This window comes from Sedimenticola sp., from assembly GCF_050289425.1.
In the GTDB taxonomy this organism is placed as follows: Bacteria; Pseudomonadota; Gammaproteobacteria; order Chromatiales; family Chromatiaceae; genus Sedimenticola.
Window position 1 is genome coordinate 155,712 of record NZ_JBNKFS010000001.1, and the last position, 26,585, is coordinate 182,296.

Here is a 26,585-nt window from a genome sequence, read left to right on the forward strand (position 1 = left end):
TTGCAAACTGCTTGCCAACTTTTAACCCATTCGCATGATGCTGGCGGATGACTCGTCAGTCTGCTCAGCCATTTTCATCATCTTGACTTGCATCTCGAAACGACGCGCGAAATCGATCATATCCACCATCGAATCGACAATGTTGACATTGCTGCTCTCCAGCGAACCGGTTGCCAGCTGTACCGCCGCATCGGGCTCCAGTAACTGCCCGTCCTGCTGGCGCATCAAGCCATCAGCGCCCTTTTCCATTCCATCCAGAGAGGGTGCAACCATCTTGATTTGGTCAATTTCTGCCAACTCACCCGCTCCCTGTCCCAGCGGGCGGATGGAGATGGTACCGTCAGATGCTATTTCGATTTTCTCTGCCGGCGGGATGGCGATCGGCCCGCCATTGCCGATGACCGGCAAACCGTTGCCGGTCGTCAACAGGCCGTTGGCATCGACTTTCAGATCACCACGACGGGTGTAGGCCTCACTGCCATCGCGTGACTGAACGGCAAACCAACCATCACCATTGATCGCCACATCGAGATCCCGTCCGGTATGCACAATGGCACCGTGCTTGAAATCGACGCCTGGCCGTTCGCTCATGCCATAGACGCGTGTGGGATAACCATCGCCAAACACCGGCATACTGCGAAACTGCTGCAGATCGGCCAAAAAACCGGGGGTGCTGGCATTCGCCAAATTGTTGCTGTTATTGGTCTGCGCCAGCAACGTCTCTTTGGCCCCACTCATCGCAACAAATAACATGCGATCCATTGTCTTCTCCTAATACGATTTCAATTGCGTGGGCACAAAAAACGCGCCCACCCTACCTCTCTTAACGGATGTTGATGATCGTCTGGGTAATCGTGTCCGCGGTGGTGATCACCTGCGCATTGGCCTGGAAATTACGCTGTGCGGTAATCAAATTGACCAACTGTTCAGCGATATCCACATTCGAATTTTCCAAGCCGCCGGACTGAATCAGACCGAAGCTGGACGTCCCTGCTTCACCCATCTGCACATTGCCCGAGGTAAAGGTTTCCGCCCAACTGGTGTCACCCAACTGACGCAGGCCCTGCGGATTATTAAACTTGGCCAATGCCACTTTACCCAATGCGGTGGACTGCCCGTTGGTAAAGCGCGCAAATACCACGCCGGTGCTATCGATATCGACACCGCTGAGCCGACCCGGAGCATAACCGTCCTGGGTCAGGTTATTGACCGCAAAGGCCGACCCGAATTGGGTACTGTCGTTCATATCGAAACTCAGATTAAGCGCGGCTGCACCGGCAATGGGGAAGGCGTTATAGCCGATCAGACCGGTTGCGGAGACACTCCCCGAGCTGGTCACCAAGGCGCCCGAGGTATCAAAATTTACCGTAGCGCTGGGGTAGGTTGCCGAAGAGGGTGCCGCTGTCGAATTGGTCGTGGGCGTAACAATACTGCCATCTATAGTGGTATAGACATGCCACTGGTTGGCAACCGTATCCGACTCCCTAAAGTACATGGTCATGGTGTGTGCCGTGCCCAGTGAATCGTAGACCGTCGTGGAGGTTGAGTTGTCGTAGGTGGTCGATACCGTGGGATCAAACAAGGTTGCCGCCGCCGTGGCTGTATTACTGGCATCCAGATTCACCGCTACCGTCGCACTGGTGGTAGCAGAGGGCGTGCCGGAGAGCGTCGGGAGCTGCAAATCGGTGGTGGAGCCGGTATTGAAACTGGTCCCGCTGGTCCCGATCGGAGCAAACACTTGCAACCGGTCATTGGTGTGGTTGACCACATAGCCGTCCCGGTCCACCGTATAGGCGCCAGCCCGGGTATAGGAGATATTTCCCGCCGCGTCCTGAAGGGTAAAAAATCCTTCGCCATTTAATGCCAGATCCAGGTTGCTGGCGGTAAAGTTGATATTTCCCTGGCTGAACTGCTGCGCCACGCGGCTGACACGCACGCCACGTCCAGAGGAGGTGGTACTCACATCCTGCAGCGAATTGGCATAGATGTCGGCAAACTCGGCACGGGATTGCTTGAACCCGTTGGTAGCAGAGTTGGCGATATTGTGACCGGTGACCTGCAGGTCGGTAGATGCGGCATCAAGTCCGCTCAATGCAATGCGAAAAGGCATACTCTATCTCCTCATTAATTAATCAGCGGATTTCTGCTATAGAACTGAACGAAACCGGGCCCAGGCCGGCAAGATTTACCGAGAGTCCCTGCCCCACACCGCCAATGCTGACGCTGTCAATCTTGGCTTCCAGCAAGGTGTAGGGTGATACGGTTTCACCGTCCACTTCGGCGAGTGCTTCGACCGTGTACTGTCCGGGCGCGACCGCTTCTCCGTTCTCATCCAGGCCATTCCAAGTGAAACTCACCTCACCCTTTGACTGGGTTCCCAGTTTGATCTCCTTGACCAAGGCACCCGAGGCATCGGATATCCTAACGGTCACGTCGCTGGCAGATTCAGTAACACCCACTACACCCTTGATCGAGCCACCTGTTTCCAAATTGCCCGTCGTGACCGGTACCAGCACGGTGCGGCCGACAAGATTGGATGCCTGCAGTGCTTGGCCCGAAATCATCGAATCCGAAAAGCTCGAGAAAGAGCCATTCAATTCATCAATTCCAGAAACCGTGGCAAATTGTGAAATCTGTGTTGCCAGTTCACTGTTTTCCATCGGTTTGAAAGGATCTTGGTGGGTTAATTCGGTCACCATCAACTCGAGAAAATCCTCCAACTGAAGCTGGTCGGACTTCTGTGTTTCAAGTTCACGTGAAAGACCCAACGCTTGGTAAATCTGATTATTGCTGGTTGCATTGACGGTACTCATTCGGCGGCTCCTTTAATCACCTAAACGCAAGGTGGCAATCATTAACTGCTTGGCGGTGTTAACCACTTCGACGTTACTTTGATACGAACGGGAGGCAGATATCATATTGGCCATCTCCTCCATGACATTGACGTTGGGGCGAAAGATATAACCCTCTTCGTTGGCTTTGGGGTGATTCGGGGCATACTCCATACTCAGAGGAGCCTGACTCTCGACTACCCCCTTGACCTGAACACCCACAGCCGGTGCATCCGGGTTAAGTTGGTTCAGCAGCGCACTGAATACCGGCTGTCGGGCTTTATAGGTCTCTTCGATACTGCTGCTCACGCTATCTGCATTCGCCATATTGCTGGCCACAGTATTCAGACGTAGCGATTGCGCACTCATGCCAGAGGCGGCGGTATCGAATATCTTGAACATTGACATGATTATTGCCCCACTATGGCTTTCTTAAGGGTTTGAATAGAGCCGCTGAGGAAACGCAGACTGGTCTGGTACTGAATGGCATTTTCCGCATACGCGGTATGTTCCAGCTGGCTATCGACGGTATTGCCATCCAGGCTTGGTTGGCTGGGTATGCGGTAGGCCATCTCACTGGGAGAGATGACACCATTGTCCAGTGGAATATGGTTTTGGTGGGTCGTCCGCAGCGTGACAGATTGCGGCATCTCCTGGCGCAGTATTTCGCGAAAGTCAAAATCCCTCGCCTTATACCCCGGCGTATCCGCATTGGCGATATTACTGGCCAGTACCTCGGCACGCTTGGCATGTAGCTGCAAGGACTGGGCGTGAATTCCAAGTATTTTATCAAAGCTCATCGGTCTGCTTCCTGGTTCTTTATGCAAGGCAACAAGCAGACAACATGCCAAAACTCTATCTATTTGATTTTATTTGGATTTAACCGACATGAACTACGAAAAAAAAAAGAAGCGGCAAGCCCAGGCCGCCCTAGCGGCAAACGCTAACCGGAATCACAAAGTCGGGACACGATTGGCACCTCACGCGGCGCCCAGGGAGGGGAGGATTATTTCAAGCGGTAGGCGATGCCACCCATTTTACTGACCATTTCAAAACGGTCGGTATGGGCGGAGAGAGACTCGGTCGAACCCAAAAACAGATAGCCTCCGGGATTCAGGGAGCGGGCCATTCGGTTGATAATGTCGCGCTTCTGATCGCTGGAGAAATAGATCAACACGTTGCGGCAGAAAATCACGTCAAACCGCCCCATCAATTCATAGCCTTTGGTCAGGTTCAGCTCTCGAAAACTGACGCGTTGCCTGATCTCTGGCCTGACTTCCAGACAATCACCATTGGCCTTAAAATAGCGATTTTGTTGCTCCAGGCTTAAACCGCGGGACGATGAGAGCCCACAATAGATCCCCTTTTTTGCTTCTGCCAAAACAGTTGAAGAGATATCGGTGGCAATTACCTCAACACCACCAGAGAGCGCCCCGGGGTTCGCCCGTTGGTAGTCCTGTACCACCATACTTAGATTGTAGGGTTCCTGGCCATAAGAACAGGCGGCGGACCAGATCCGCATCGACCGACCCGAACGGGCCTTTATCTCCGGACAGATCAGATCCTGAAGCAAGCGAAAGTGGGACATATCACGAAACCAGAAGGTCTCGTTGGTGGTCATGGCGTCGATGATGCTGGTTCTGAGTCGCTGATTTCTGCCGCTGTTGAGTTGCCCCAGCAAATCCCCAACCGTAGCGATGCCATACTCACGCATCAGCCCGCCGAGACGGCTTGATACCAGGTACTCCTTCCCGGCACCCAAAACTATCCCGCAGGCATCTTCAAGAAACTTTTGAAACGCCTCGTAATCACCGTGTGACAGCATATTCCGGCCCGCTCGGCACTGAAGAATGGTTGTCCATTCTCGTTAATTGTTATTCAACCTTAATTTAAGTTATCAGGAGGAGAGCGCCTGAACTTCCAGCTTGTGCTGTTTAAGACGAGTTTGTACCACCCGGGCCAGCTCGTCCGGCTCAAATTTAGCTAAAAATGCATTAGCCCCCACCTTTTCGATCATGCTCTGATTGAACACCCCGCTTAACGAAGTATGGAGGATAACATGTAAATTGGCGAGTTCAGGATCCTTCCTTATTTCAGTAGTAAGGGTGTAACCATCCATCACCGGCATCTCCACATCGGAAATCACCAATGACAAAAAATTGGAAACCTTGCGTCCTTCATTGACCCAGGACTTCAATTGGTCCAGTGCTTGCTGTCCGTCGTTACAGACCGTGGTCATCACACCCAGTTTATCCAATACCCGTTTGACCTGATTTCTTGCCACGGAAGAGTCATCAGCGATCAAGACATGTTGCGTCTCATCGATGGCCTCCTCTTCGATGACGCCTTCCGAGACATCCTCCGGCACTGTAACAATCTCGCTAAGTACCTTCTCTACATCGATAATTTCCACCAGTTCATCGTCGACGCGGGTTACGGCCGTCATATAACTGCCCTTTGCCGCACCCTTCGGTGGAGGCAGAATATCGCCCCAATTCATATTAACGATCCGATCCACGGAGCCGACCAGAAATCCCTGCACCCGACGGTTATATTCGGTGATGATGACAAACCGGCCTTCGATATTTGCCAGAGGAGGCCCGCCAATCGCCTGGGAGAGATCCATCACCGTGATGGTTTTGCCGCGCATATTGGCGATTCCCCTGACAACCGGGTGGGAGCCCGGGAGTTGGGTCAGTGGCGGACACTGAATCACCTCTTGTACCTTAAACACGTTAATACCGAACCGTTGCCGGCCAGCCAGCCGGAACAGCAACAGTTCCAGTCGATTTCTACCCGCCAGTTTGGTTCGTTGATCAACACCGTCAAGGATACCGGCCATGTCTCACTCTCCGTTGTACGCTCTCTGTCAGATGTTAGCGACCCGGATACCCATTGCTTTAGAACAAGCCGCTGGTGGACGACCAGGACCTACCAATCGACCCTAACGCTCCTGCTATCAATATATATCAGGCATGGGATTTGCATATTTATCAAGGGCGGCAACTGATGGTAGCACATGAACCCATAGGTGAAATGATGTACAGAATAATCCTCTTCTCATGCATACGGTATTGCTGGCCGATCCTGCTTCTCGCCTGGCCCCTCTCGGCGAGACCGGATACTGACGCCCCAGTACAATCCCACGAAAGCATCCAGGCAGCAGCTGAACAGCACGTCTTGGATGACTTGGACCAGGCAGAGCAAGAGATCAGCGTCACCGCAGGGCGACTGGACAGTCGACTACGCCTGTCGGCCTGCAGCCAGCCTTTGGATACATTCTCCCCCTATGGGCGTAAAAGCGCGTCCCGTATTACGGTCGGCGTTCGCTGTAACGATACCGATGGCTGGAGCCTTTTTGTCCCGGTAACACTCTCTTTAGTAAAGGGGATTGTCGTCGCTGATCGAGAACTGCCCCGAGGCACCATCATCACTGAGGCAGATATCAAGATCGAGAAGCGCGACGTTGCCCGTTTGCACCGTGGTTATCTCGAACAGCCGAATCAAGCCATCGGAAAAAAACTGAAGCGGCGCATTCACGCCGATGCCATCCTGACACCGGGACAGATCGTGATCCAGCATGCCGTCAAGAAAGGCATGCAAGTGGTGATCGTCGCCCAAATTGGCCCGTTACAGGTCCGTATGAATGGTAAGGCGCTTTCAAACGGCGCAATCGGCGAACGGATAAAGGTTGAAAACAACAGTTCCAACAGACGTATCGAGGCCACGGTTATCTCCGCCGGCGTCGTGAAAGCCACGACCTAGTACTCGCCAACCCTGGCAGGCGTGGAATGTGAACTGAGCTGGATTTTGATCATCAAACTGACTGGAAACCGACTAAAGCTTATACCCCTATTGCCGATATGCTTATGGGAACTTTTTTCGAGGTGGTTAACAGCATGAAAATCAAAGGTTTGTCCGGACATCCTATTAGTACCGGCGATACCAGCCAGAGCAAGGCGACTGAGAAGTCACAAACAGCGACAACGGACGCCGCATCAACCGGCAAAGCATCTGCCGGCAGTGGCGATACCGTCAGCTTGACCATATCTGCCACTCGCCTGCAGGAGCTTGAAGCGCAAATTGCCAACTTGCCGATCGCTGATGCGCAACACGTATCCGATGTACAACGCTCTCTGGCTACCGGTACCTTTGCATTTGAACCGGAAGATGCCGCAGAGAATCTTTTAGCCCAGGAACGTGATTTTTCCCAGATAGACAAAAAGGAGTAATCCATGACCCTCTCTGCCGAACTGCAGAACCCACTCAGCCAAATCCTTTCCTCCGAGTTGGACTGCGCCCGATCGTTAATGGAGATCCTTCAGCGCGAACATAAGGCCCTCAAATCGCGTGACCCCGATCAGGTTTTGTCAATCAGCAGAGAAAAACAACAGGCGGTCGAAGAGATGCAAGGGCTGGCCCGGCAACGAGATCACTTGCTGGCGTCATTCAAGATTCCTGGTGGTACGGCAGGCATCAAACGGCTGTTACAGCATGATACCGATTCAGTCTGTTCCACCCTGTGGAAAGATCTGGCGGAGATTGCTACCGAGTTGCGTGAACAAAATGAAGTTAATGGTGGCATCCTCGCGTTAAGTCAACGCCACAACAATCAGGCGCTGGATATTCTCTGTGGGCGCACCCACAACCGAAATACCTACGGAGCCAAGGGACAGTACAATAAAGAAGCGCCCGGACACTCTCTGGCCAAGGCCTGACAACGCTTAGTTATTATCGGGAGCTCCGTTCCAAGCAGCGATAGCGTTCCAGATCGGTCTCCCTGTCCAAATCCCAGAGTACTTCAAGCTCACGCCAACTCCAGCCCAGTTGGTCGAGCCGCTGCCGGGTAATCGCCAGCACATCTGATGTGCCCCAAGGGATATCACTAAACAGTGTGCTGTGCAGACGCCTCAAACCCAGTAGCACGTAACCACCATCCTCGGCCGGACCAATCACCGCATCCGCTCCCCCATCTAGCCAGGTTAGCGCAGTAAAAAGATGACCCGCATCCAAAACCGGGCAATCACCGCCAATCAGCAATATCGCTTCTGAGTGAGCCAAGGCCTGTCGGGTTGCAAATGCCATGCGCTGACCCAGATCTCCGTCCACCTGCCTGTGCAGCGTCACATTGGGCCGTGTAGCGGCCTGCCGAAAAACAGCATGTTGGGTATCCGGCGCACACCAGATCTCCAGCGGTGCCAATTGCCCTGCCGCTTGTTCTATTACGCGCTCCAGAAGTGTTCGATAAATTGATGCGGCCCCCTCTTCACCAATCGACGGAACCAGCCGCGTCTTAACCTGTCCGGCTCGCGGCGCCTTGGCAAACAACAGGATACGGGACTTGGGAAAGCGCATCAGCGGTATCTTTGAGCCAAATCAGCCGGGTTCGCACCGCGAAAATAGGCCCAGCGCAGGCGCCACATCAATAAGATGGTGAAGGCAATTCCATGCGTCTCCCAGCGGCGGCTAGAGGTCACCAATCGTTGTGGCAACACCAGCGGCGGTGAAACCCGCCGCAGGCGTTTACTGATCGCGATATCTTCCATCAAAGGGATTTCGGGAAATCCACCCATGCGAACAAACAGTTCTCGGTGGATGAATAGCCCCTGGTCCCCGGTCACGATACCGGTTATCCGGGAACGCCAATTCATCATGAATTCGACAATACGCAACAGAGGATGACGTCCTGATAAGCAAACTGTGAACCGTCCCCAGGGACGAGCAGATCGCGCCATCACCGACTCGATCAGCCGGGGAAAGTCCTCACCAATTACGCTATCCGCATGAAGAAACCACAGTATCTCACCGCTGGCGACAGCGGCGCCCGCGTTCATCTGCCGAGCCCGACCTGCTGCCGTCACGACTACCTTACTCACCCAAGGCGTCGACAGTGCCACGGTATTATCGCCGCTGCCGCCATCCGCCAGCACCAGCTCAACACCCGCCGCCCTAGCACCCTGGAGGGATTCCAACAATGTCTGGATACTATCCGACTCATTTAGGCAAGGAATGATGATACTTAGCATGGCTTGCTTAATCGCTTAGCGCACCACCGCAGCTGCTGCCCTGGCCGGCTGTACAGCCGTAGCAGTGCTCGGCAGTCCTAATCGCCCATCCGGCCGGTTTTTCATCCATCACATCGCGCAAATGGATCTTCTCTTTACCCTTGTGAGAAATCGGCATACGCAGCATCTGGTTAAAATCGCAATCGTATAGATAACCTTGCCAATCGACACTCAGGAGATGTCGGCACATGACGGTTTCCAGGTTTTCCGTGCTGTAGGCATTTTTGAGCAAATCCAGATAGTCATGGAACTGCCCCTTCGATAGCAACATACTGCCAAAGCGACTGATCGGCATATTGGTAATGGTAAAGAGTTGATCGAAACAAATGCCATGATCATCGAACAAGCGCTTTTTATAATCCGTCTCCAGTGCCTTTTGTGCGGGTGGTAGCGCAGGGCCCTGCGGGTTATAGACAAGATTCAGTATCAGGCCACGCCCCTCCCGGGCATAACCAAGATCATTCAACCGTTTGAGCCCACGAATACTGGCATCGTAGGTACCGACACCGCGCTGCTGATCGACATTCTGTTTCAGATAGCAGGGCAGTGAAGCCACCACCTCAACCTGGTGACGAGCCAAGAATTCGCCTAACTTCTCCTGCCCCGGCTCTTCAAGGATCGACAGATTACAGCGATCGATTACCTTAACCCCCCGCTCGGATGCCGCCGTGACCAGATAAGAAAAATGGTCATTCAATTCCGGGGCGCCACCGGTTAAATCTATACAACGTATCTGTTGCCGATCGATAAAGCGCAACACCTCCTCAATCGTCTTTCTCTGCATGGTTTCCGTGCGTGTCGGACCCGCGTTGACATGGCAGTGCTGGCACGTCTGGTTACATTGATAACCCAAGTTTACCTGAAGCGTCTCCAGCCGCCCTCTATTAATAGGGGGGAAGTTTGTGGGTGAAAGTAAATGAGCGGTATCCAACATAGCAGTTGTGCCTCAGCCAAAATCAATTTAGTACAGCGGTTTTCAGGTATAGCGCATGAATCGATACTAAGTTATGGTACCGCCCCACCAAGCGAAGGCGACGGCGAGGTTGCCAAGCGCCCCTTATAAAATGCTAAAATGCGCCGCATTAAGGAAGGCCGCCATGCTCAGCCGCCATTGTCGTCACATCATACAACCCCGTACGACGCCATTTATTGCCCCCGTAGCTCAGCTGGATAGAGCGCACCCCTCCTAAGGGTGAGGCCACACGTTCGAATCGTGTCGGGGGCGCCACTTCCCTTCCGCCTTGCATTATGTAGGAGACCCGCCCAGGCCCCGGTCTCTTTCAATTCGCAACAAGAATATTCTCAGACAGCGGATTATCAGTCCGATTCCGTCGGCGACGCCGGTTTTGGCGACGTATCGTTAACAGTCGGCGTCGCCCCTTCCTCTGCCAGCACGCCGTTAAGCGGCTGTGAATCGGCCTCGATAACCTCTATGCCGGACGCTGTCGGGGTCGCAGGGGGCTGTTTGGGACGTGCCTGCAGGCGGGCAAGTATTTCGGAGAGCACCCGTCCCAGTTCGGTATAGGCCCTGAGCTGGGCCAACTGATAGTAACTGCTCTTTTTATTGTTCAACAGCGCCAACCGGGCATCAAAATAGGCCACATCCGCCTCCAGGGAACTGACAGTGAGGCGTACCCATTTTTTTTTCTGTTTTTTTTCCGGTTCCTGCATAAAAAGGGGCTGCCAATTCGGATTTATCCTGGTTTTTGCTATCGCACCCGGAGAGTATAACGCCCTACTCCAATAAAACCCTAACTCCATGAATAAGTGTGATTTAGTTCAATCGAAGCGAATTTACCGAATTGTGCAAACGCACAAAAATAGCAGTTTTTTTGGATGATTATACTAATCTTACAAAAACGCTTTAAAAAAGTGTCTCATATGCTACTATCCTCCTAATCGCTCTCCCAACCATCAATAATAGGCCGATCATCCAAATGAGCGCACTTCTGGAGTTGTTACGCACCACATCTGCCCTCTCCGGCGGTAATGCCGCCTTTATAGAGGATCTCTACGAACGCTATCTACAGGACCCGAACAGTGTGGATCCTGCTTGGAGAGCGCGTTTTGACAGCATTATCAAGGACTCCGCCAACGAGGCCCCGGATATTGCACACGGCCCCGTCAGGTCTAACTTCGCCCGTCTGGCCAGGGAAAAACGCCCGGCATCCCGACAGACTGCCGAGCGCATGTCACCCGGAGCGGCAGAAAAACAGGCCGCCGTACTGCGTCTGGTGAATGCCTGGCGTGTCCGGGGACATCAATATGCCACGCTGGATCCGCTACGCCTGCGTGACGTGGAAGACGTTCCGGATCTGGACCCCGCTTTCCATCGTCTCGGTGAGGCGGACATGGACACGGTTTTCAATACCGGTTCACTATTTGCTCCGGACCGCATGCCACTGCGCGAGATCATCAGCTTTATTAAAGATGTCTATGGTAAGAATATTGGCGCCGAGTACATGCACATCACCGATACTCGCCAGAAGCGCTGGATTCAGAAAAGGGTGGAAGGTTCCCGAGCGAAGGCAGACCTCTCTGCCGATGATAAAAAGTGGCTGTTGACCCTGATTACTGCCGCGGAAGGATTGGAAAAGTATCTGCATACCCGCTATGTCGGCCAAAAGCGCTTTTCACTGGAAGGCGGTGAATCGCTGATCCCGTTGCTCGACGAACTGATTCAACGCGGCGGCCAGGACGGTATACGCGAGGTGGCGATTGGTATGGCCCATCGCGGACGCCTCAACGTATTGACCAATATCCTGGGGAAGGCGCCGGCTGAACTGTTCGAAGAGTTCGAGGGCAAAAAGACCCCGGAACGTTACAAGAGCTCCGGTGATGTGAAGTATCACATGGGCTTCTCAACCGATATTGAAACCCCGACCGGCTTCACCCATGTGGTGCTGGGTTTTAACCCGTCACACCTGGAGATCATCAGTCCGGTGATCGAAGGCTCGGTACGGGCCAGACAGCAGCGCCGTGAAGACCGCGAAGGCAAAGAGGTTCTGCCGATCTTGATCCATGGTGACTCCGCTTTCGCCGGACAGGGCGTGGTAATGGAGACCTTCCAGATGTCCCAGGCCCGCGGTTACACCACCGGCGGGTCGATCCATATCGTCATCAACAATCAGGTTGGTTTCACTACCAGTAATCCGTTGGATACCCGGTCCACACTCTACTGTACCGATGTAGCCAAAATGGTTCAGGCACCGATCTTCCATGTGAATGGCGACGACCCTGAAGCGGTCATTTTCGTTACTCGCCTGGCCATGGACTACCGTCAACGCTTCCACAAGGACGTCATCATCGACCTGATCTGCTATCGCCGACACGGTCACAACGAAGCGGATGAGCCGGCGATGACCCAGCCGATGATGTATCAAAAGATTCGTCGTCTGCCGACCACCCGTTCAAACTATTCCGATCAATTGATCTCGGAAGGTATCGTCACACCGGATCAGAGCCGGGAGATGGTGGAAGATTACCGCTCCTCGCTGGAGCAGAATTCCACCGTCGCACGTCCGACCTTGACCGATCTCAACTACCCCTATCACGTCAACTGGGCCCCCTATCAGCATATCGACTGGGAGCATCCCGCGGAGACCTGCATCAGCCAGGAGCGGTTATCCCATCTGGCCAACCGCCTGCTCGACGTACCCGATGATTTTGAGCTGCATGGCCGCGTCAACAAGTTGATAGAAGGCCGTCGCAAGATGGCCAGCGGCGATCAGTTGGTGGATTGGGGATTTGGCGAGTGCCTCGCTTACGCCTCTCTGGTGGATGACAACATTCCGGTGCGTCTTTCCGGACAGGATTGTGGACGCGGTACCTTCTCCCACCGCCATGCGGTACTGCACAACCAGTTGACCGGCGAAAGTTATACCCCGTTGCAGTACATATCGGAAAACCAGGCCAATTTCCTGGTGATCGACTCCCTGCTTTCGGAAGAGGCCGTACTGGGTTTTGAATACGGTTATGCCACCACCGAACCCAAGGCCCTTACCATTTGGGAAGCGCAGTTCGGTGACTTTGCCAATGGCGCCCAGGTTGTCATCGACCAGTTCATCAGTTCCGGCGGAGCCAAATGGGGCCTCTATTGCGGTCTGGTGATGCTGCTGCCCCATGGCTATGAAGGCCAGGGAGCGGAACACTCTTCTGCCAGACTGGAGCGCTACCTGCAGCTCTGCGCGGAACACAACATGCAGGTATGCGTACCGACCACGCCGGCACAAGTGTTCCACATGCTGCGCAGGCAGATGCTGCGCCCGATGAGAAAGCCCCTGATTGTGATGTCGCCCAAGAGTCTGCTGCGCCACCGCTTGGCCACCTCGGCACTGGAGGAGTTTACCAAGGGTGGATTCCAGCCGGTTATCGGCGAGATCGACGATCTCGATCCGAATGAGGTCGAGCACATCGTTGTCTGCTCGGGCAAGGTTTACTACGAGCTGCTTGAGGCGCGCCGGGCCCGCGGATTGCGCAATGTAGCAATCCTCCGGCTCGAACAGCTCTACCCCTTCCCGCGCGAGATATTCGATGCCATGATCGACCAGTACCCACAGGTTGAGCGGATCATCTGGTGTCAGGAAGAGCCGCAAAACCAGGGTGCCTGGGACCAGATCAAACACCGTTTCCATACCCTGCTCGATAAAGGGAAACACCTCTACTACGTAGGGCGGCCGGCCGCTGCCGCACCGGCTGTCGGATACTACCCGATACATGTTCAACAACAAGAGACCTTGATCGATGAGGCCCTTACCGGCCAAATCAATCCCTCAATGAACCGAAGGATGCCTGCATAAATGAGTACTAACGTAACTGTACCGGCGCTGCCGGAATCTGTCGCCGACGCCACTATTCTGACCTGGCACAAGAAGCCGGGGGATGCCGTGTCCCGTGACGAGAACCTCGTAGATCTGGAGACCGACAAGGTTGTACTGGAAGTCCCCTCACCCGTCGAAGGAATACTCGGTGCTATCAGCGCATCTGAAGGCGATACGGTGCAAGCAGGCGATCTGCTGACGATCATCCAGGAAGGTAGTGCGGCGCAGGCGCCTGCCGCGTCACCGGCAGCAGCCGAGGCAGCGACTGACGATGAACCGGTTCTGACACCGGCCGTACGCAGGCTGGTTAAAGAGAAGGGTATCGACCCCAAAGATATCGTCGGCACCGGCAAAGATGGCCGCATTCTGAAAACCGATGTCACCGCCTATATCGAAAGCCTGGAAGTGGCCGCCAATAAACCGGCTGCACAAACCACTCAAGAGAGTGAAATCACCCAGACCGGCATCGAGGGTGACCGTCCTGAGCAACGTGTCCCTATGACAAGATTGCGCGCCCGTATCGCCGAGCGCCTGTTGGAGGCACAGCAGAACGCCGCTATCCTGACCACGTTCAATGAAGTCGATCTGCAGGCCATCAATGACCTGCGCAAGAACTATAAGGATAAGTTTGAAAAAGATCATGAGGTTAAACTCGGCTTCATGTCCTTCTTCATCAAGGCCTCCGTCGAGGCACTGAAACAGTTCCCGGCAGTCAATGCCTCTATCGATGGCAAAGACATCATCTACCACGGCTACTACGATATCGGTATTGCCGTCGGTTCTCCCCGCGGGTTGGTGGTACCCATCCTCCGTGATGCCGATCAACTCGGTTTTGCCGACACTGAGAAGGCGGTACGCGATTTCGGCAAGAAAGCGAACGACGGCTCGCTCAGCTACGAGGAGCTCACAGGAGGTACCTTCACCATCTCCAATGGCGGTGTCTTTGGTTCCATGCTCTCAACGCCGATCCTGAACCCACCACAGAGTGCCATCCTGGGTATGCACACCATCCAGCAGCGTCCCATGGTGATCAATGGCGAAATCAAGATCCGTCCCATGATGTATCTGGCTCTCTCCTATGACCATCGCATCATTGATGGACGTGAAGCGGTTCAGTTCCTGGTAACCATTAAGAACATGCTGGAAGATCCCACCCGACTGCTGCTGCAGGTCTAGCACTAACCGGGTAGCGCCTTCGGTCGTTTCAACCCAAAGGCGTTTCTCATCAAAAGCCCCAGCCTCTTCGCTGGGGCTTTTACGTTGGTCAATCACGGCAACCTCTATCTGATTCTTGCAAATAACTATATGCCACCGCACACGGGTTCAAATCGGTCATGTCAGGATCCGGCTGGTTATCAAGCTATCCGGGCAAGTCATATAACGAAATTTTGTTCTGCCAGATCAACAAGTTTCTGCTTGGTTTCATGAGTCAGCAGATATTGCTCAGGAGATTCAATCAAGTCGACTGCCCGGGAGATGAGGGTATCTGCCAGATCGGGATCACTTGCAAAAACCCGGGTGTTTATTGAAAGCGCCTCCATAAGGCCATCCACTTTAGGGGTATTACTTTCTAAGAGAAGAAATGGGGTATCCAGGGCAGCCGCTGCAATCGAATGGTGGAAACGGCCCGATATCAGCAGTATTGAATCGGCAATAGTGCGCAACCAGTCCAGCTCCGATGTGGCCAAATAGAGTTGAAATGCGTTACCGGATTGCTTCTTCAACAACTCAGCGCACACCACATCGTCGGGAGCAAGATTTGCCTTGGCGCCTATAAGGAATGTTACCGTGTATCCCATATCAAAAAGTTTAACGATTGCATCCCCAATCACCCGGATCGTCTTATCACTCCAGGCGACAGATCCGGCAATCGTGATCTTTTTATCAGGCGATTTTGATTTTTCAACGTAATAGCGTTCAACAAAAAGTGGTAAACAGTCGAAGGAGAGGCGTGCATCAATCCCCATTTTTGAAACTAATCGGTAACTGGCCGGTTCACGAACAGCTACTGTATCCACAACTCGATAAACCTTCTTATACATTTGAAAGACAACACTATCAGATACCACCAAATTATCCTCTGGATAACAGGAGTGGTTAATGATTCGCACCTGTTTCTTCAATCGGGTTTTAGCGATGTAAGAGAGGTAAAGCAGACCGACCGCGATGGAACTAATACCGTGCAAACTGCCTTCACCATTTACATAGACAGCGTCCACATCGCCCAATCGTTCGATGATACCCAGATTCACCTGCGTAAATTGTTGATAAATATCATCATCATCAAATCCCTCTATCGAATCAGGAAGGCCTAAGAGACGGCTTGTATCATAGATCGGTAGAGAGACAACCGAACCCCAGCTCTCCCGTAACCTTGCATGGATAGCCAGCGAGGTACATGAGCATCCCCAGTGATACCAGGATGATGTGTCGTTCAAAATCAGCGCCTTCGACACGGCCGTTGGCATCTGCGCAACATTTGGCTCCTGCACAGATATGCGGGGTACCGATAACTGTTGTTCATGAGATACCAACGACCCCTGCTCTAAATAAATCGCCAGTTGAGCATCCACGTCTCTAAGTACGCCTTGCCAAGCGTTATTACCCGTCTCGTCTTGCCTAAATAACCGCGCAGATCGATACCACTCGGTATTTTCCCGAGATTCACCCCATACCCATACTGGATTATTAGAAAGTAAAACCCATACAGGCGTACCCACGGCACCCGTCATATGAGCGGTTGAATTATCGATGGAGATAACCAGGTCAAGTTCTGAAATTAATGCACACAAGTCATCTATATTCCTCAGTGCATCAAGTTCCTCAAAGTCATGCAGGTGCAGACGATGTTTTTTGTTAAATGAATCGATCTCTCTACGGCAATCTCCATACTGAAGATTTATAAAGTTGGCATCATGATTTCGAAATAGTGTTACCCAAAGATCCAGGGGGATAGATCTTGCCGCCTTAACTTTGTCTACGACGCCGCCTCGCCAGGATATCCCTATATTTATCGGATGCGTTAGCTGCGAGAGTTTCCTATTCCATTTTTGTTTTAACTCCCTATCGACACCCAGATAATCGGACGCGGTGGAGAAATCACCTATCCGGCGACGAAAAAAACGGGGCAAAGATCCTGCAGATAGCTGAAAATCAAAATTCGGCATATCCGAATTCCAGCAAAAATCCCGTTCTTCAGATCGCGCAATAAACGTCGCCTGTGGAAACGATCTGCTGAATAATTCAACTAACCTGGGATCACATTCAATGACGCATTTTCCAGCTTGAGAGGAAATTTCATGGAAGCAAGATGAGAACAAGACTTCATCACCTACACCTTGCTCCGATGTGATTAATATTTTTTTCCCGACTAGGGAACTACCATCCCACACGGGAAAAGGGATCACCCGTACTGCGTTTGAAGCGGTGTGCTCTCTAACAAAATAGCGCCACTCATATTCAGCCCAGCCCAGTTCGAAATCACCTTGTGACAAAAGTATGGCCGACTTTAGCCAGTGGGCATCGGCGTATGCTGGGCTCATCTCCAGGACTCGCTCAACATAGCCCAAAGCTTCCCTATGACGGCCGCTGTTAAAAAGCAGTGCCGCCATATTGTAATTCGCGGTAAGAGAGCTTTCGCTTAACGCTAGCGCTTTTTCGCAGATATCATAAGCGGCCCTGGTGTTGTTCTGGTCCCTATATACGATCGACAAATTCTCATAGGCCTGCAAGTAGCCGGCATTTAGGCGAATACATTGTTGATAGGCACTGACAGCCTTCAGCTGCTCACCCATCTCTTGATAAGTGACACCCAAATTGTAATGAAACTGCGCCTCTTGCGGATTTATTCGGATTGCCCTTTTAATTAACTTACAAGAAGCTTCCAATTCACCAATCTGCTTTGCGATCACACCAAGTAAATTGAATGCATCCGCATTCCTGGGATCAATATCAAGGACTTGGCGGTAGAGTGATTCTGCCTGCTGCAGCTCACCCTGTTGGTGTAGATTAACCGCGGTAGCCAAAATACCGCTCACGTCGCGGAGCTGTTTCTCTGTCAGACCCATTATTAATCCTGAATATTTATCTGATTTGCGGCAATCACTTGCAAAACATACAACTTGTAAAAGATCCAGTAAACGAGTATTCCTTGCAGAATTTAACAATAAGCCCAATCGGCTGAACCGGGCAGGCATCATAAGACCATACCAATGAGTTCATCCTTCTTGTCCTAGAAGTAAAACAACCTGATCATTACGATCAGCACAGGGGAAGTTCGCATAAGATTTAATATTTTTACAGTTATATATACTAAAATTGAGTTTGTTCAGGTCCCACCCCTGGACACCCTCAATAAAGGATAACAATAGAACGGCGCCACTCGATGCGCCCACCAGGTACGATGTAGCAGACATGCTGAAAAAAATACTGCTCCCTACCATCTTCGTCATCCTCGCCTATGGATTTTGGCTGAGTGAGGACTTCAAGGAGATATCCGCCGGTGTAGCCATCTTTATGTTTGGCATGCTCTCGCTGGAACAGGGTTTCCGTTCATTTACCGGCGGTATCCTGGAGCGTTTGATTAATAGAACCACGTCCAGTCACTGGAAAAGCCTGGTTTTCGGCATTGTCTCCACCACCATTATGCAATCCAGTTCTCTGGTGTCTGTCATTACCATCTCTTTCCTCAGTGCCGGCCTACTCTCCCTAATGGCCGGTATCGGCATTATCTTTGGCGCCAACCTGGGCACCACCACCGGCGCCTGGTTAATCGCCGGCTTTGGTCTAAAGGTAAATATTGCCGCTTATGCCATGCCGATGCTGGTATTTGGTGTACTGCTGATATTCCAAAAAGCGAAAAATCTGAATGGATTCGGTTATATCTTGGTTGGCCTGGGTTTTCTGTTTCTCGGTATCCACCACATGAAAGAGGGGTTCGAGGCATTCAAGGAGAGCATCAATCTGGTCGAATATGCCGTCAAGGGCTATCCAGGGCTGTTCCTCTTTACCCTGGTTGGCGCCTTCGCCACATTAGTCATGCAATCCAGCCACGCCACCTTGGTGCTCATTATTACGGCCTTGGCGGCGCAACAGATCACTTACGAAAATGCACTGGCGCTGGCTATTGGTGCCAATATCGGTACCACCATCACTGCCATACTGGGCTCGATCAGCGCCAATGCACAGGGTCGGCGCTTGGCCGGCGCGCACCTGATATTCAATATGGTAACCGGATTTGTCGCCATCCTGTTTGTCTACCAATTGAAGAATGCTGTCGACGAAATCAGCCTAATCAGCGGTATCAGGGAAAATGATTACACCCTGAAACTGGCGGTATTCCATACCCTGTTTAATCTAATTGGCGTGTTGATCATGACACCGCTCATCAAGCCGCTGGTCAATTTTCTTGAACGGGTGATCAAAGAGAAAAAAGTGGAGATTGACCGACCGAAATATCTCACGGAGTCAGCTGTCGATTTCCCAGAGACCGCTGTCAAGGCGGTGCTACAAGAGTCGCTGCATGTCTATGATAATGCCCAGGGCATATTGATCCATGCCCTCGGCTTCAGAAGACCGGAAGTGCTCTCCACCGTCGATCTCATGGAAATAGCCACAAAACAGAAGAAACTGACCCGTTTGGATATTGACGCTGCCTATGAGCGCAGCATCAAGGGTCTCTATAGTGAAATCGTCGCCTTCATTAGCCGCATCAATTTCTCCTGGCAGATGGAACAGTCCGCTGATCTCCATCATTTGCGAGAAGCCAATCAGCATGTGGTCGAGGCGATTAAAGATGTTAAACACTTGCAGAAAAACATGACCCGCTATATCAACTCGGTCGATATGCCGATGCGTAATGCCTATGACCAACTACGTAGCCAACTCGCTGTAATAATACGTCAACTTGAAGACATTAGACTGACAGATGAAGGGGATACGGCGATACTTTCGCTGGATGCGTTGAAGCTGATGGTAAAAGAGACGCACGAGACATTCTATTTATCTTTGATCGAGCGGATACGTCAACGGAGTATTTCTCCGGACAAAGGTACATCCCTCATGAACGACAGTAACTATACCTACAGCATTGCCATGAACTTGATTCGTGCCGCCCAGACCCTGTTCGTTTCGGGCCCCAGAGAGCTGGCACAGGTCGTGCGCACCATTGCGCTGGACGATAACGAGCTTCAGGCCGTTTCCGATCAACATCAAGCTGAAAAGCTGGAGCCATAACCCCCTACCATCAGGAACCGTGCCGTTATGAAAAGGAAAAAGCTCTTGAGGAAACTGGCCGATTACCTCAGTCTCGACCAACGCTCCCTGCGAAACAAGCGCGAAAAAATGCGCCAGGTGCTGAAGCAGTTGCGGGAAAAAGAGCATAAATTGAAGAAGCGCATGCTCCATGAGCCGGATCCGGCCAAGCACGCCCAGTTAACAAAGGAGTTGAGCATCCTGCGGGCACAGCGAATGAAAGGCATCGCTGTACTCAAGGAGTTGAAATAGGCCCAGAATAATATTTGGATAGTCATCCGCTTTTCCTGCTGCTTTTTTACCCCTGGCATCCATTCAAAGGTATAATGGCGCCTCAGATAACCACTACATCTGGGACAAACCATGACCACTATCAAGCAAGACGATCTGATCCAAAGCATCGCGGATGCCCTGCAGTACATCTCCTACTACCACCCGGCAGATTACATCAAAGCATTGACCGCCGCTTGGGAGAAAGAGGAATCGCCAGCCGCCAAGGACGCCATGGCCCAGATCCTGGTCAACTCAAGGATGTGCGCCGAAGGCCATCGCCCCATCTGTCAGGACACCGGCATGGTAACCGCCATCCTCAAGGTAGGGATGGATGTTCGGTGGGATGCCGACATGAGCCTGCAAGAGATGGTCAACGAAGGCGTTCGCCAAGGTTATGGTAACCCCGACAACGTGCTGCGCGCCTCGGTGGTGAGCGATCCTGCCGGCGACCGCACCAATACCCGCGACAACACCCCGGCAGTGATACACACCCAGATCGTTGCCGGCGATAAAGTCGAGATCAGTTTGGCGGCCAAGGGCGGTGGCTCGGAAAATAAGAGCAAATTCACGGTACTTAATCCTTCGGGCAGTCTGGTGGATTGGGTTCTGAACACGGTACCGACCATGGGTGCGGGCTGGTGCCCACCCGGCATGCTCGGTATCGGTATCGGCGGCTCGGCAGAGAAGGCGATGCTGCTGGCCAAAGAGTCCCTAATGGAGCACATCGATATCCACGAATTGATAGCGCGCGGACCGAACAACAGGGTGGAGGAGTTACGTCTGGAGCTGTTCGAAAAGGTGAATGCACTGGGTATCGGTGCCCAGGGTCTGGGCGGCTTAACCACCGTGCTGGACGTAAAGATCAAAGATTATCCGACCCACGCCGCTTCCCTTCCGGTGGCGATGATCCCCAACTGTGCCGCTACCCGACACGTGGAGTTCACCCTGGATGGCCGCGGTCCAGCCGTACTGGAGCCACCCAAGACCTCAGACTGGCCGACAATCAGCCTGGAAGGTGGTGCCGGCGCACGCCGGGTCAATATCGACAATATTACTAAAGAAGAGATCGCCAGTTGGAAACCCGGGGAAAGTCTACTGATCTCCGGTAAGTTGCTGACCGGACGGGACGCAGCCCACAAGCGGATTCAGGATATGCTAGCCAAAGGGGAAGCCCTGCCGGACGGCGTCAATTTCAAGAATCGCTTTATCTATTACGTCGGCCCGGTCGATCCCGTCCGAGACGAAGTTGTGGGACCGGCTGGCCCCACCACCTCTACCCGCATGGACTCATTCAGTGAAATGATGCTGGGTGAGATCGGCCTGATGGGTATGGTCGGCAAGGCAGAACGCGGCCCGGTAGCGATTGAAGCCATCAAAAAGCACGGCGCTATCTATCTGATGGCGGTAGGCGGCGCGGCCTTCCTGGTCTCCAAGGCGATCCGTTCATCAAGGATGGTGGCCTTTGAAGATCTTGGCATGGAGGCGATCAGGGAATTTGAAGTCGAGGATATGCCGGTAACGGTAGCCGTGGATACCCAGGGCAACTCGGTGCATCAGAGCGGTCCGGCTGAATGGAAAGTAAAAATCGCTAAACTGAAGGCTTAATCAGGTTAAGGTCCCGGATAGTCGAGAGAGACATGGCTATCCGGGAACATCGATCCGCTAAACCACCAGATCGAGCTGCTGAACAGTTCCGGCGGAACCCGAATCTGTCAGGTAGATGCCGCTGCTACGTACTTGGCCCAGTGCGTTAGTCTCGGCATCGTTGATCAAAAACGACGTCGCCACATTCCCCAGATAAATCGCCCCGACACCCTGCTGTCCCAAACCAACCAGCCGGTCATTTCCCTGGGCGTCCTTACTCCAGATACGTAAACGGTCATAGATGGTATCCGCTTCATCGATCCAGCCATTTCCATCCTCATCCAGGGCCGCCAACTCCTTGAAACCGTCCCCGGTCAATGCGCCAAACAGCTCCCCGCCATGGTTGATTTGACCATCCTGATTTTTATCGAGAGCCAGCAGACCACTGCCTTCGCCAACAAAGGCAATCTGATCGAGTCGCCCATCTGCATCAATATCAAAACTGAAATCCCGGCGGGTCAGTTGCGCAGCCGTCCCATCAAAGTTGATCACCAGCGGATCTTTCAACGCATCACCCGCACGCAGACTGATTCTCTGTTCCGCATAAAATTCCCGACTCATATTGAGACTAATCGAAACCGTTAGGGATTGACCCTCTGCCGTTTTCACTTCGGCCGTTGCAGAAAAATGGGTCTGTTCGGACTCATACCGAGAAGCGTAATAGTCATAGGTCATCCCCCAACCCACACGCTCGGAGGATGCACTCGGGTCCTCAGTAGCCGGGGCGTCAGGCATCTCCGCCTCTGTATCGGCTTTGATTGAAGCGGTATCAACCAGTTTGAATGCCCTCCCAACCAACCGCTCAACCAGCAGCTTCAATAGGGAGACTTCCAGCTCTGCAGCGGGCTCCAGCGGTTCCGGCTCTTTTAACTCCATTTTCACAGGCTGAAGTGAAACGGCTTCGCTCGACAGCGTGAGCCGGGGCGCTTCACGGGCAAACGCGCTTACCAGTCGTCCGATTCCGCTACCTTTATCAGACCGCTCTATCGTTTGATCGGACTGACCATCGCGCCACATCTTCAACCGTTCACGCTCTTCATTTCGAGTAACCAGTGAATGATCACTGGCAAGCGACACCTTGGAATCGGCAATAATCATCGAACACCTCCCAGTCAGACGGGGTCTGCAGGAAATATATATGCAGTTATCAGACTAGCGGCCGGGAATCGCCGGACTTGAACCAGCAACAGAGAAGCTAATGACTAAATAATCAATCAGTTAGCGACTATTAGCGGGGAGACCAGAGCCACCTCCTGGTGACTCTGGCCATAAAGAAGATAGGGGGAAAGAGAAAAACGGACCGTCTGGATTACCCCTGCAAAGCCTTCCATTGCTCTTCGGTGTAGGTCTTGATCGACAAGGCATGCAGCTCATCACTTTCCAACTGGGCCTTCACCGTCGCCATAACCATCCGCTGCTTCTGGATAGGCGTCTTACCATCAAACTGATCACTGATTACCACGGCCTCAAAATGGCGTCCATCTCCGGTAACCACCGCCTGGCAGCCGGGTAAACCGGTCTCAATCAGATTCACTATCGCATCAATTTCCATCACTGCTACCTCGTAAGCATGTTTGACCGATCATAACCCAGTAAATAGGCGGGTTTAACAGGTATATGGCAGGTGTATTCAACACCGGCTATCGATTAAAGTTCTCGGGTGGCCAGGAAGCGAATCTTTGGCCAACGCTCTTCGGCCAAGCTCAGATTGACCCGTGTAGGCGCCAGATAGACCAATTGGTCATCGCCATCCAGAGCCAGATTATCATGGGCCTTGGCGCGAAACTGTTCCAACATCTTCGGGTCATCACACTCAACCCAACGCGCGGTATTCACACTGACCGGCTCAACAATCGCTTCTACACCATACTCCCCCTTCAACCGATGGGCCGCCACTTCGAACTGCAGCACCCCAACCGCACCGAGGATGAGGTCGTTATTCTTCAGTGGACGAAACACCTGGGTGGCCCCCTCTTCACAGAGCTGCAACACTCCTTTCTGCAACGCTTTCAAGCGCAGCGGATCCTTCAGCACCACGCGGCGGAACAGTTCGGGAGCGAAATAGGGAATGCCCTCATATTTCAGCTCTTCCCCTTCGGTGAAGGTATCGCCGATCTGGATGGTGCCGTGATTATGCAGCCCGATGATATCACCCGGCCACGCCTCTTCCACATGCTTACGCTCATCCGCCTGAAAGGTGATGGCGTTGCTGATCTGCACCGTTTTGCCGATACGCACATGACGCATCTTCATCCCTTTCTTATAGCTGCCGGAGCAGACCCGCATAAAGGCGATGCGATCCCGGTGCGCCGGATCCATATTGGCCTGTATCTTAAAAATAAAACCGGAAAACTTCTCATCCGAAGGTTCGACCGAGCGCTGCCGCGTCTCCCGGGGTCGTGGAGCCGGGGCATACTCCACAAAGGCATCCAACAACTCCTTCACACCGAAATTGTTGATAGCCGATCCAAAGAACACCGGAGTCAGTTCGCCTCGCAGGTAGGCGTCCAGATCCAAGTCATGGCTGGCACCCCGAACCAGTTCTATCTCTTCCCGCAACTCATCCGCCATATCTCCCAACACCTCATCCAGGCGCGGATTATCCAGCCCCTGGATCAGTTCGCCAGCCTGGATCTTTCCGCCATGGGTGGCGGAGAAGAGATGGGTGGTTTCGGTACGCAGATCGAAAACCCCTTTAAGCCGCTTCCCCATACCGATGGGCCAGGTTACCGGTGCACACTTGATCTCCAGCACCTGCTCGATCTCATCGAGGATATCCAGGGCATCCCGTCCCTCCCGGTCCAGTTTGTTGACGAAGGTGAGAATCGGCGTGGCACGCATGCGGCACACTTCCATCAGTTTGATGGTGCGGGATTCCACACCCTTGGCCACATCGATCACCATCAAAGCGGAATCCACCGCCGTCAGGGTGCGGTAAGTGTCTTCGGAAAAATCCTCGTGTCCCGGCGTATCCAGCAGGTTCACGATGCCGTCGCCATAGGCGAACTGCATCACCGAGGAGGTGACCGAAATGCCACGCTCCTTCTCCATCTCCATCCAGTCGGAGGTAGCATGCCGGGCCGCCTTGCGCCCCTTAACCGTTCCGGCCATCTGGATCGCACCGCCGAACAGCAGCAGCTTCTCGGTTAAGGTGGTTTTACCGGCATCCGGATGGGAGATGATGGCGAAGGTGCGCCGCCGTTGAAGTTGCTTGAGAAGTTCGGACATGGGGATCTATTGCGCAGACAAAAGCGGGATTATACAGGAATTCAGGTAACTCAGGAGCGTACTATGCAAAACGGTTGGTACGACGTTTATAGCGCCTTGGCCAGGAGAATCGCATCTTCCCTACCCTTGGCCGCCGGATAGTAGCCGCGCCGCAGACCGATCTCATTAAATCCCATGGACTCATAGAGACCCAATGCGACCCGATTGCTGACCCGTACCTCCAAAAATACCGTATCGGCCTCACGCTCCCGGGCCTGATTGATTAGGCGCTGCATCAATCGGCGGGCCAATCCCTGTCCACGCATTTCCGGATCGGTGCAGATATTCAGCACATGGGCTTCGCCCGCCGCCACCGACATAACGGCATAGCCGACCAGCCGCTGATCCAAGAAGTAGCCCCAGCAGATATAGCCGACCCGCAGCGAATCACGGAAGATACCGGGGGTCCAGGGGTGTTCGTAACAGCGGTGCTCCACCGTCATGATGGCGTCGATATCACTCTCTCGGAGCGGGCGAAGCCGAAGCAGCGGATCCCGAAGTATGGCACTCATGGCATGCGTTTCAGCTTGACCGATTCACGGCTTGGCCAGGATCAATTTAGCTGCCTTTTGCAGGTCGTGCCATGCCTTCGCCTTTTGTTCCGGCGAACGTAACAGATAGGCGGGGTGATAGGTGACTACCACCGGGATACCATTATACTGATGCACCCTTCCCCGAAGTCGACCCACCGCCTCATCACTCTGCAGCAGATTTTTTGCCGCCACCGCACCCACCGCCAGGATGGCCCTGGGTTTGATCAACCCCACCTGACGCTGCAGGAAGGGCGCACAGTGCACCACCTCCTCCACGCGCGGATCTCGATTACCGGGCGGACGACATTTGAGAATATTGGCGATATAGACCTGCTCGCGCTGCAGGCCGATCGCTTTCAACATGGCATTGAGCAACTGGCCGGCACGCCCGACAAAGGGCTCACCCTTTCGATCCTCATCGGCACCGGGCGCTTCGCCGATAACCAACAAGTCGGCATCACGCTTCCCCACACCGAAAACGGTTTGGATGCGGGTTTTGTGCAGCTCACAAGCCTGACACTGGGTGACGCGTGCCTCCAGCCCCGCCCAGTCCAGCCGACTCACTCCGTCATCCAGGAAATCATCGGAACCCGGTTGATCGGCATGGCCCACCAGATCCTCCGTCGGGAGATACTCATTGGACGGGGGAGGCACCTCATCCAACCAGGGAGGGGGTTCATCGTCGGGAAGTGAACGGTCTGGCGTACCCATGTATGGTCTGGAATTAGCTTTGGAAACCGGTGCGGCCACAACCTCTACCGGCTCTGCCGCTTGATGATCTCCGACAGTCTCCCTTTCCACAACAGTATCTTCGGACGCAGACCTGGGGATCCAGTATTGGATCCCCATCGCCTGTAGATATTGCCGTCGTTCCGCTTCGTTCATCTCGGTTCGCATCAA

The 26,585-nt window shown here is 53.2% G+C and carries 25 protein-coding genes and 1 tRNA gene; 9 read left to right on the top strand and 17 right to left on the bottom strand.

The window, feature by feature from the left end; genetic code table 11:
- Positions 1-21 precede the first annotated feature (21 nt).
- The 7 genes from flgF to ACQY5R_RS00810 all read right to left on the bottom strand — a co-directional run bounded on the left by flgF (position 22) and on the right by ACQY5R_RS00810 (position 5,673).
- Complete coding sequence (gene flgF, locus ACQY5R_RS00780) at positions 22-762, bottom strand: flagellar basal-body rod protein FlgF (RefSeq protein ID WP_428603372.1); 741 nt, start codon at positions 760-762, stop codon at positions 22-24.
- Between the two features lie 61 nt (positions 763-823).
- Positions 824-2,110 (bottom strand): flagellar hook protein FlgE, encoded by a 1,287-nt coding sequence (gene flgE, locus ACQY5R_RS00785; RefSeq protein WP_428603374.1) that lies wholly within the window; start codon positions 2,108-2,110, stop codon positions 824-826.
- A gap of 22 nt (positions 2,111-2,132) precedes the next feature.
- Entirely contained in the window at positions 2,133-2,813 is a 681-nt protein-coding gene (locus tag ACQY5R_RS00790) for a flagellar hook assembly protein FlgD (protein ID WP_428603376.1), read from the bottom strand.
- Positions 2,814-2,825: 12 nt separating this feature from the next.
- Entirely contained in the window at positions 2,826-3,239 is a 414-nt protein-coding gene (gene flgC / locus ACQY5R_RS00795; RefSeq protein WP_428603378.1) for a flagellar basal body rod protein FlgC, read from the bottom strand.
- 2 nt (positions 3,240-3,241) lie between these two features.
- Positions 3,242-3,631, bottom strand: coding sequence for a flagellar basal body rod protein FlgB (flgB, locus tag ACQY5R_RS00800; RefSeq protein WP_428603380.1), 390 nt, complete (start codon positions 3,629-3,631; stop codon positions 3,242-3,244).
- Positions 3,632-3,837: 206 nt separating this feature from the next.
- Positions 3,838-4,656, bottom strand: coding sequence for a CheR family methyltransferase (locus tag ACQY5R_RS00805; RefSeq protein WP_428603382.1), 819 nt, complete (start codon positions 4,654-4,656; stop codon positions 3,838-3,840).
- A 72-nt stretch (positions 4,657-4,728) separates the two neighbouring features.
- Entirely contained in the window at positions 4,729-5,673 is a 945-nt protein-coding gene (locus tag ACQY5R_RS00810) for a chemotaxis protein CheV (RefSeq protein WP_428603384.1), read from the bottom strand.
- Between the two features lie 197 nt (positions 5,674-5,870).
- Here ACQY5R_RS00810 and flgA point away from each other — a divergent pair, with 197 nt between their 5' ends.
- From flgA to ACQY5R_RS00825, 3 genes are all read left to right on the top strand, one after another.
- Entirely contained in the window at positions 5,871-6,596 is a 726-nt protein-coding gene (flgA, locus tag ACQY5R_RS00815; protein WP_428603386.1) for a flagellar basal body P-ring formation chaperone FlgA, read from the top strand.
- Positions 6,597-6,730: 134 nt separating this feature from the next.
- The gene (gene flgM / locus ACQY5R_RS00820; protein ID WP_428603388.1) at positions 6,731-7,063 is read left to right on the top strand and encodes a flagellar biosynthesis anti-sigma factor FlgM; all 333 of its coding nucleotides are present in this window, start codon (positions 6,731-6,733) and stop codon (positions 7,061-7,063) included.
- Between the two features lie 3 nt (positions 7,064-7,066).
- Positions 7,067-7,549 (top strand): flagella synthesis protein FlgN, encoded by a 483-nt coding sequence (locus tag ACQY5R_RS00825; RefSeq protein ID WP_428603390.1) that lies wholly within the window; start codon positions 7,067-7,069, stop codon positions 7,547-7,549.
- 13 nt (positions 7,550-7,562) lie between these two features.
- On the opposite strand, the gene ACQY5R_RS00830 is transcribed toward ACQY5R_RS00825, so the two are convergent.
- From ACQY5R_RS00830 to arsS, 3 genes are read right to left on the bottom strand one after another with little or no spacing between them, the layout of a single operon-like run.
- A complete protein-coding gene (locus ACQY5R_RS00830; protein ID WP_428603392.1) occupies positions 7,563-8,186 on the bottom strand; it encodes a TIGR04282 family arsenosugar biosynthesis glycosyltransferase in 624 nt (207 codons plus the stop codon).
- Positions 8,186-8,857, bottom strand: coding sequence for a TIGR04283 family arsenosugar biosynthesis glycosyltransferase (locus ACQY5R_RS00835; protein WP_428603394.1), 672 nt, complete (start codon positions 8,855-8,857; stop codon positions 8,186-8,188). Before ACQY5R_RS00835 ends, ACQY5R_RS00830 begins: the two co-directional genes overlap by 1 nt.
- Positions 8,858-8,864: 7 nt before the next feature.
- Positions 8,865-9,830 carry an arsenosugar biosynthesis radical SAM (seleno)protein ArsS gene (arsS, locus tag ACQY5R_RS00840; protein ID WP_428603396.1) on the bottom strand — a complete coding sequence of 322 codons (966 nt, stop codon included), beginning with the start codon at positions 9,828-9,830 and terminating at the stop codon, positions 8,865-8,867.
- Positions 9,831-10,047: 217 nt separating this feature from the next.
- Here arsS and ACQY5R_RS00845 point away from each other — a divergent pair.
- A tRNA-Arg gene (locus ACQY5R_RS00845) sits at positions 10,048-10,124 on the top strand.
- 89 nt (positions 10,125-10,213) lie between these two features.
- Here the strand turns inward: ACQY5R_RS00845 and ACQY5R_RS00850 are convergent.
- On the bottom strand, positions 10,214-10,567 hold the full coding sequence (locus ACQY5R_RS00850) for a hypothetical protein (protein WP_428603398.1): 354 nt from the start codon (positions 10,565-10,567) through the stop codon (positions 10,214-10,216).
- A gap of 266 nt (positions 10,568-10,833) precedes the next feature.
- Here ACQY5R_RS00850 and ACQY5R_RS00855 point away from each other — a divergent pair, with 266 nt between their 5' ends.
- Together ACQY5R_RS00855 and odhB are read left to right on the top strand one after the other, a co-directional pair.
- Positions 10,834-13,695 (top strand): 2-oxoglutarate dehydrogenase E1 component, encoded by a 2,862-nt coding sequence (locus tag ACQY5R_RS00855; RefSeq protein WP_428603400.1) that lies wholly within the window; start codon positions 10,834-10,836, stop codon positions 13,693-13,695.
- Positions 13,696-14,892, top strand: coding sequence for a 2-oxoglutarate dehydrogenase complex dihydrolipoyllysine-residue succinyltransferase (odhB, locus tag ACQY5R_RS00860; RefSeq protein ID WP_428603402.1), 1,197 nt, complete (start codon positions 13,696-13,698; stop codon positions 14,890-14,892).
- A gap of 197 nt (positions 14,893-15,089) precedes the next feature.
- Here the strand turns inward: odhB and ACQY5R_RS00865 are convergent, their stop codons facing one another.
- Positions 15,090-17,783 (bottom strand): tetratricopeptide repeat protein, encoded by a 2,694-nt coding sequence (locus tag ACQY5R_RS00865; protein WP_428603404.1) that lies wholly within the window; start codon positions 17,781-17,783, stop codon positions 15,090-15,092.
- 346 nt (positions 17,784-18,129) lie between these two features.
- Between ACQY5R_RS00865 and ACQY5R_RS00870 the strand changes: the two genes are divergently transcribed.
- From ACQY5R_RS00870 to ACQY5R_RS00880, 3 genes are all read left to right on the top strand, one after another.
- Positions 18,130-19,950, top strand: coding sequence for a Na/Pi cotransporter family protein (locus ACQY5R_RS00870; protein ID WP_428603406.1), 1,821 nt, complete (start codon positions 18,130-18,132; stop codon positions 19,948-19,950).
- A 27-nt stretch (positions 19,951-19,977) separates the two neighbouring features.
- Positions 19,978-20,220, top strand: coding sequence for a hypothetical protein (locus ACQY5R_RS00875; RefSeq protein ID WP_428603408.1), 243 nt, complete (start codon positions 19,978-19,980; stop codon positions 20,218-20,220).
- A gap of 111 nt (positions 20,221-20,331) precedes the next feature.
- A complete protein-coding gene (locus ACQY5R_RS00880) occupies positions 20,332-21,846 on the top strand; it encodes a fumarate hydratase (protein WP_428603409.1) in 1,515 nt (504 codons plus the stop codon).
- Between the two features lie 57 nt (positions 21,847-21,903).
- Here ACQY5R_RS00880 and ACQY5R_RS00885 read toward each other — a convergent pair whose 3' ends face one another.
- The 5 genes from ACQY5R_RS00885 to ACQY5R_RS00905 form a co-directional block, all read right to left on the bottom strand.
- Positions 21,904-22,983: a hypothetical protein gene (locus tag ACQY5R_RS00885; RefSeq protein ID WP_428603411.1), complete on the bottom strand. Its 1,080-nt coding sequence runs from the start codon at positions 22,981-22,983 to the stop codon at positions 21,904-21,906.
- 211 nt (positions 22,984-23,194) lie between these two features.
- The gene (locus ACQY5R_RS00890) at positions 23,195-23,437 is read right to left on the bottom strand and encodes a BolA family protein (RefSeq protein ID WP_428603413.1); all 243 of its coding nucleotides are present in this window, start codon (positions 23,435-23,437) and stop codon (positions 23,195-23,197) included.
- A 95-nt stretch (positions 23,438-23,532) separates the two neighbouring features.
- Entirely contained in the window at positions 23,533-25,113 is a 1,581-nt protein-coding gene (locus ACQY5R_RS00895; protein ID WP_428603415.1) for a peptide chain release factor 3, read from the bottom strand.
- A gap of 86 nt (positions 25,114-25,199) precedes the next feature.
- Positions 25,200-25,664: a ribosomal protein S18-alanine N-acetyltransferase gene (gene rimI, locus ACQY5R_RS00900; protein WP_428603417.1), complete on the bottom strand. Its 465-nt coding sequence runs from the start codon at positions 25,662-25,664 to the stop codon at positions 25,200-25,202.
- A 24-nt stretch (positions 25,665-25,688) separates the two neighbouring features.
- Positions 25,689-26,570 carry a uracil-DNA glycosylase gene (locus tag ACQY5R_RS00905; protein WP_428603419.1) on the bottom strand — a complete coding sequence of 294 codons (882 nt, stop codon included), beginning with the start codon at positions 26,568-26,570 and terminating at the stop codon, positions 25,689-25,691.
- Positions 26,571-26,585 lie beyond the last annotated feature (15 nt).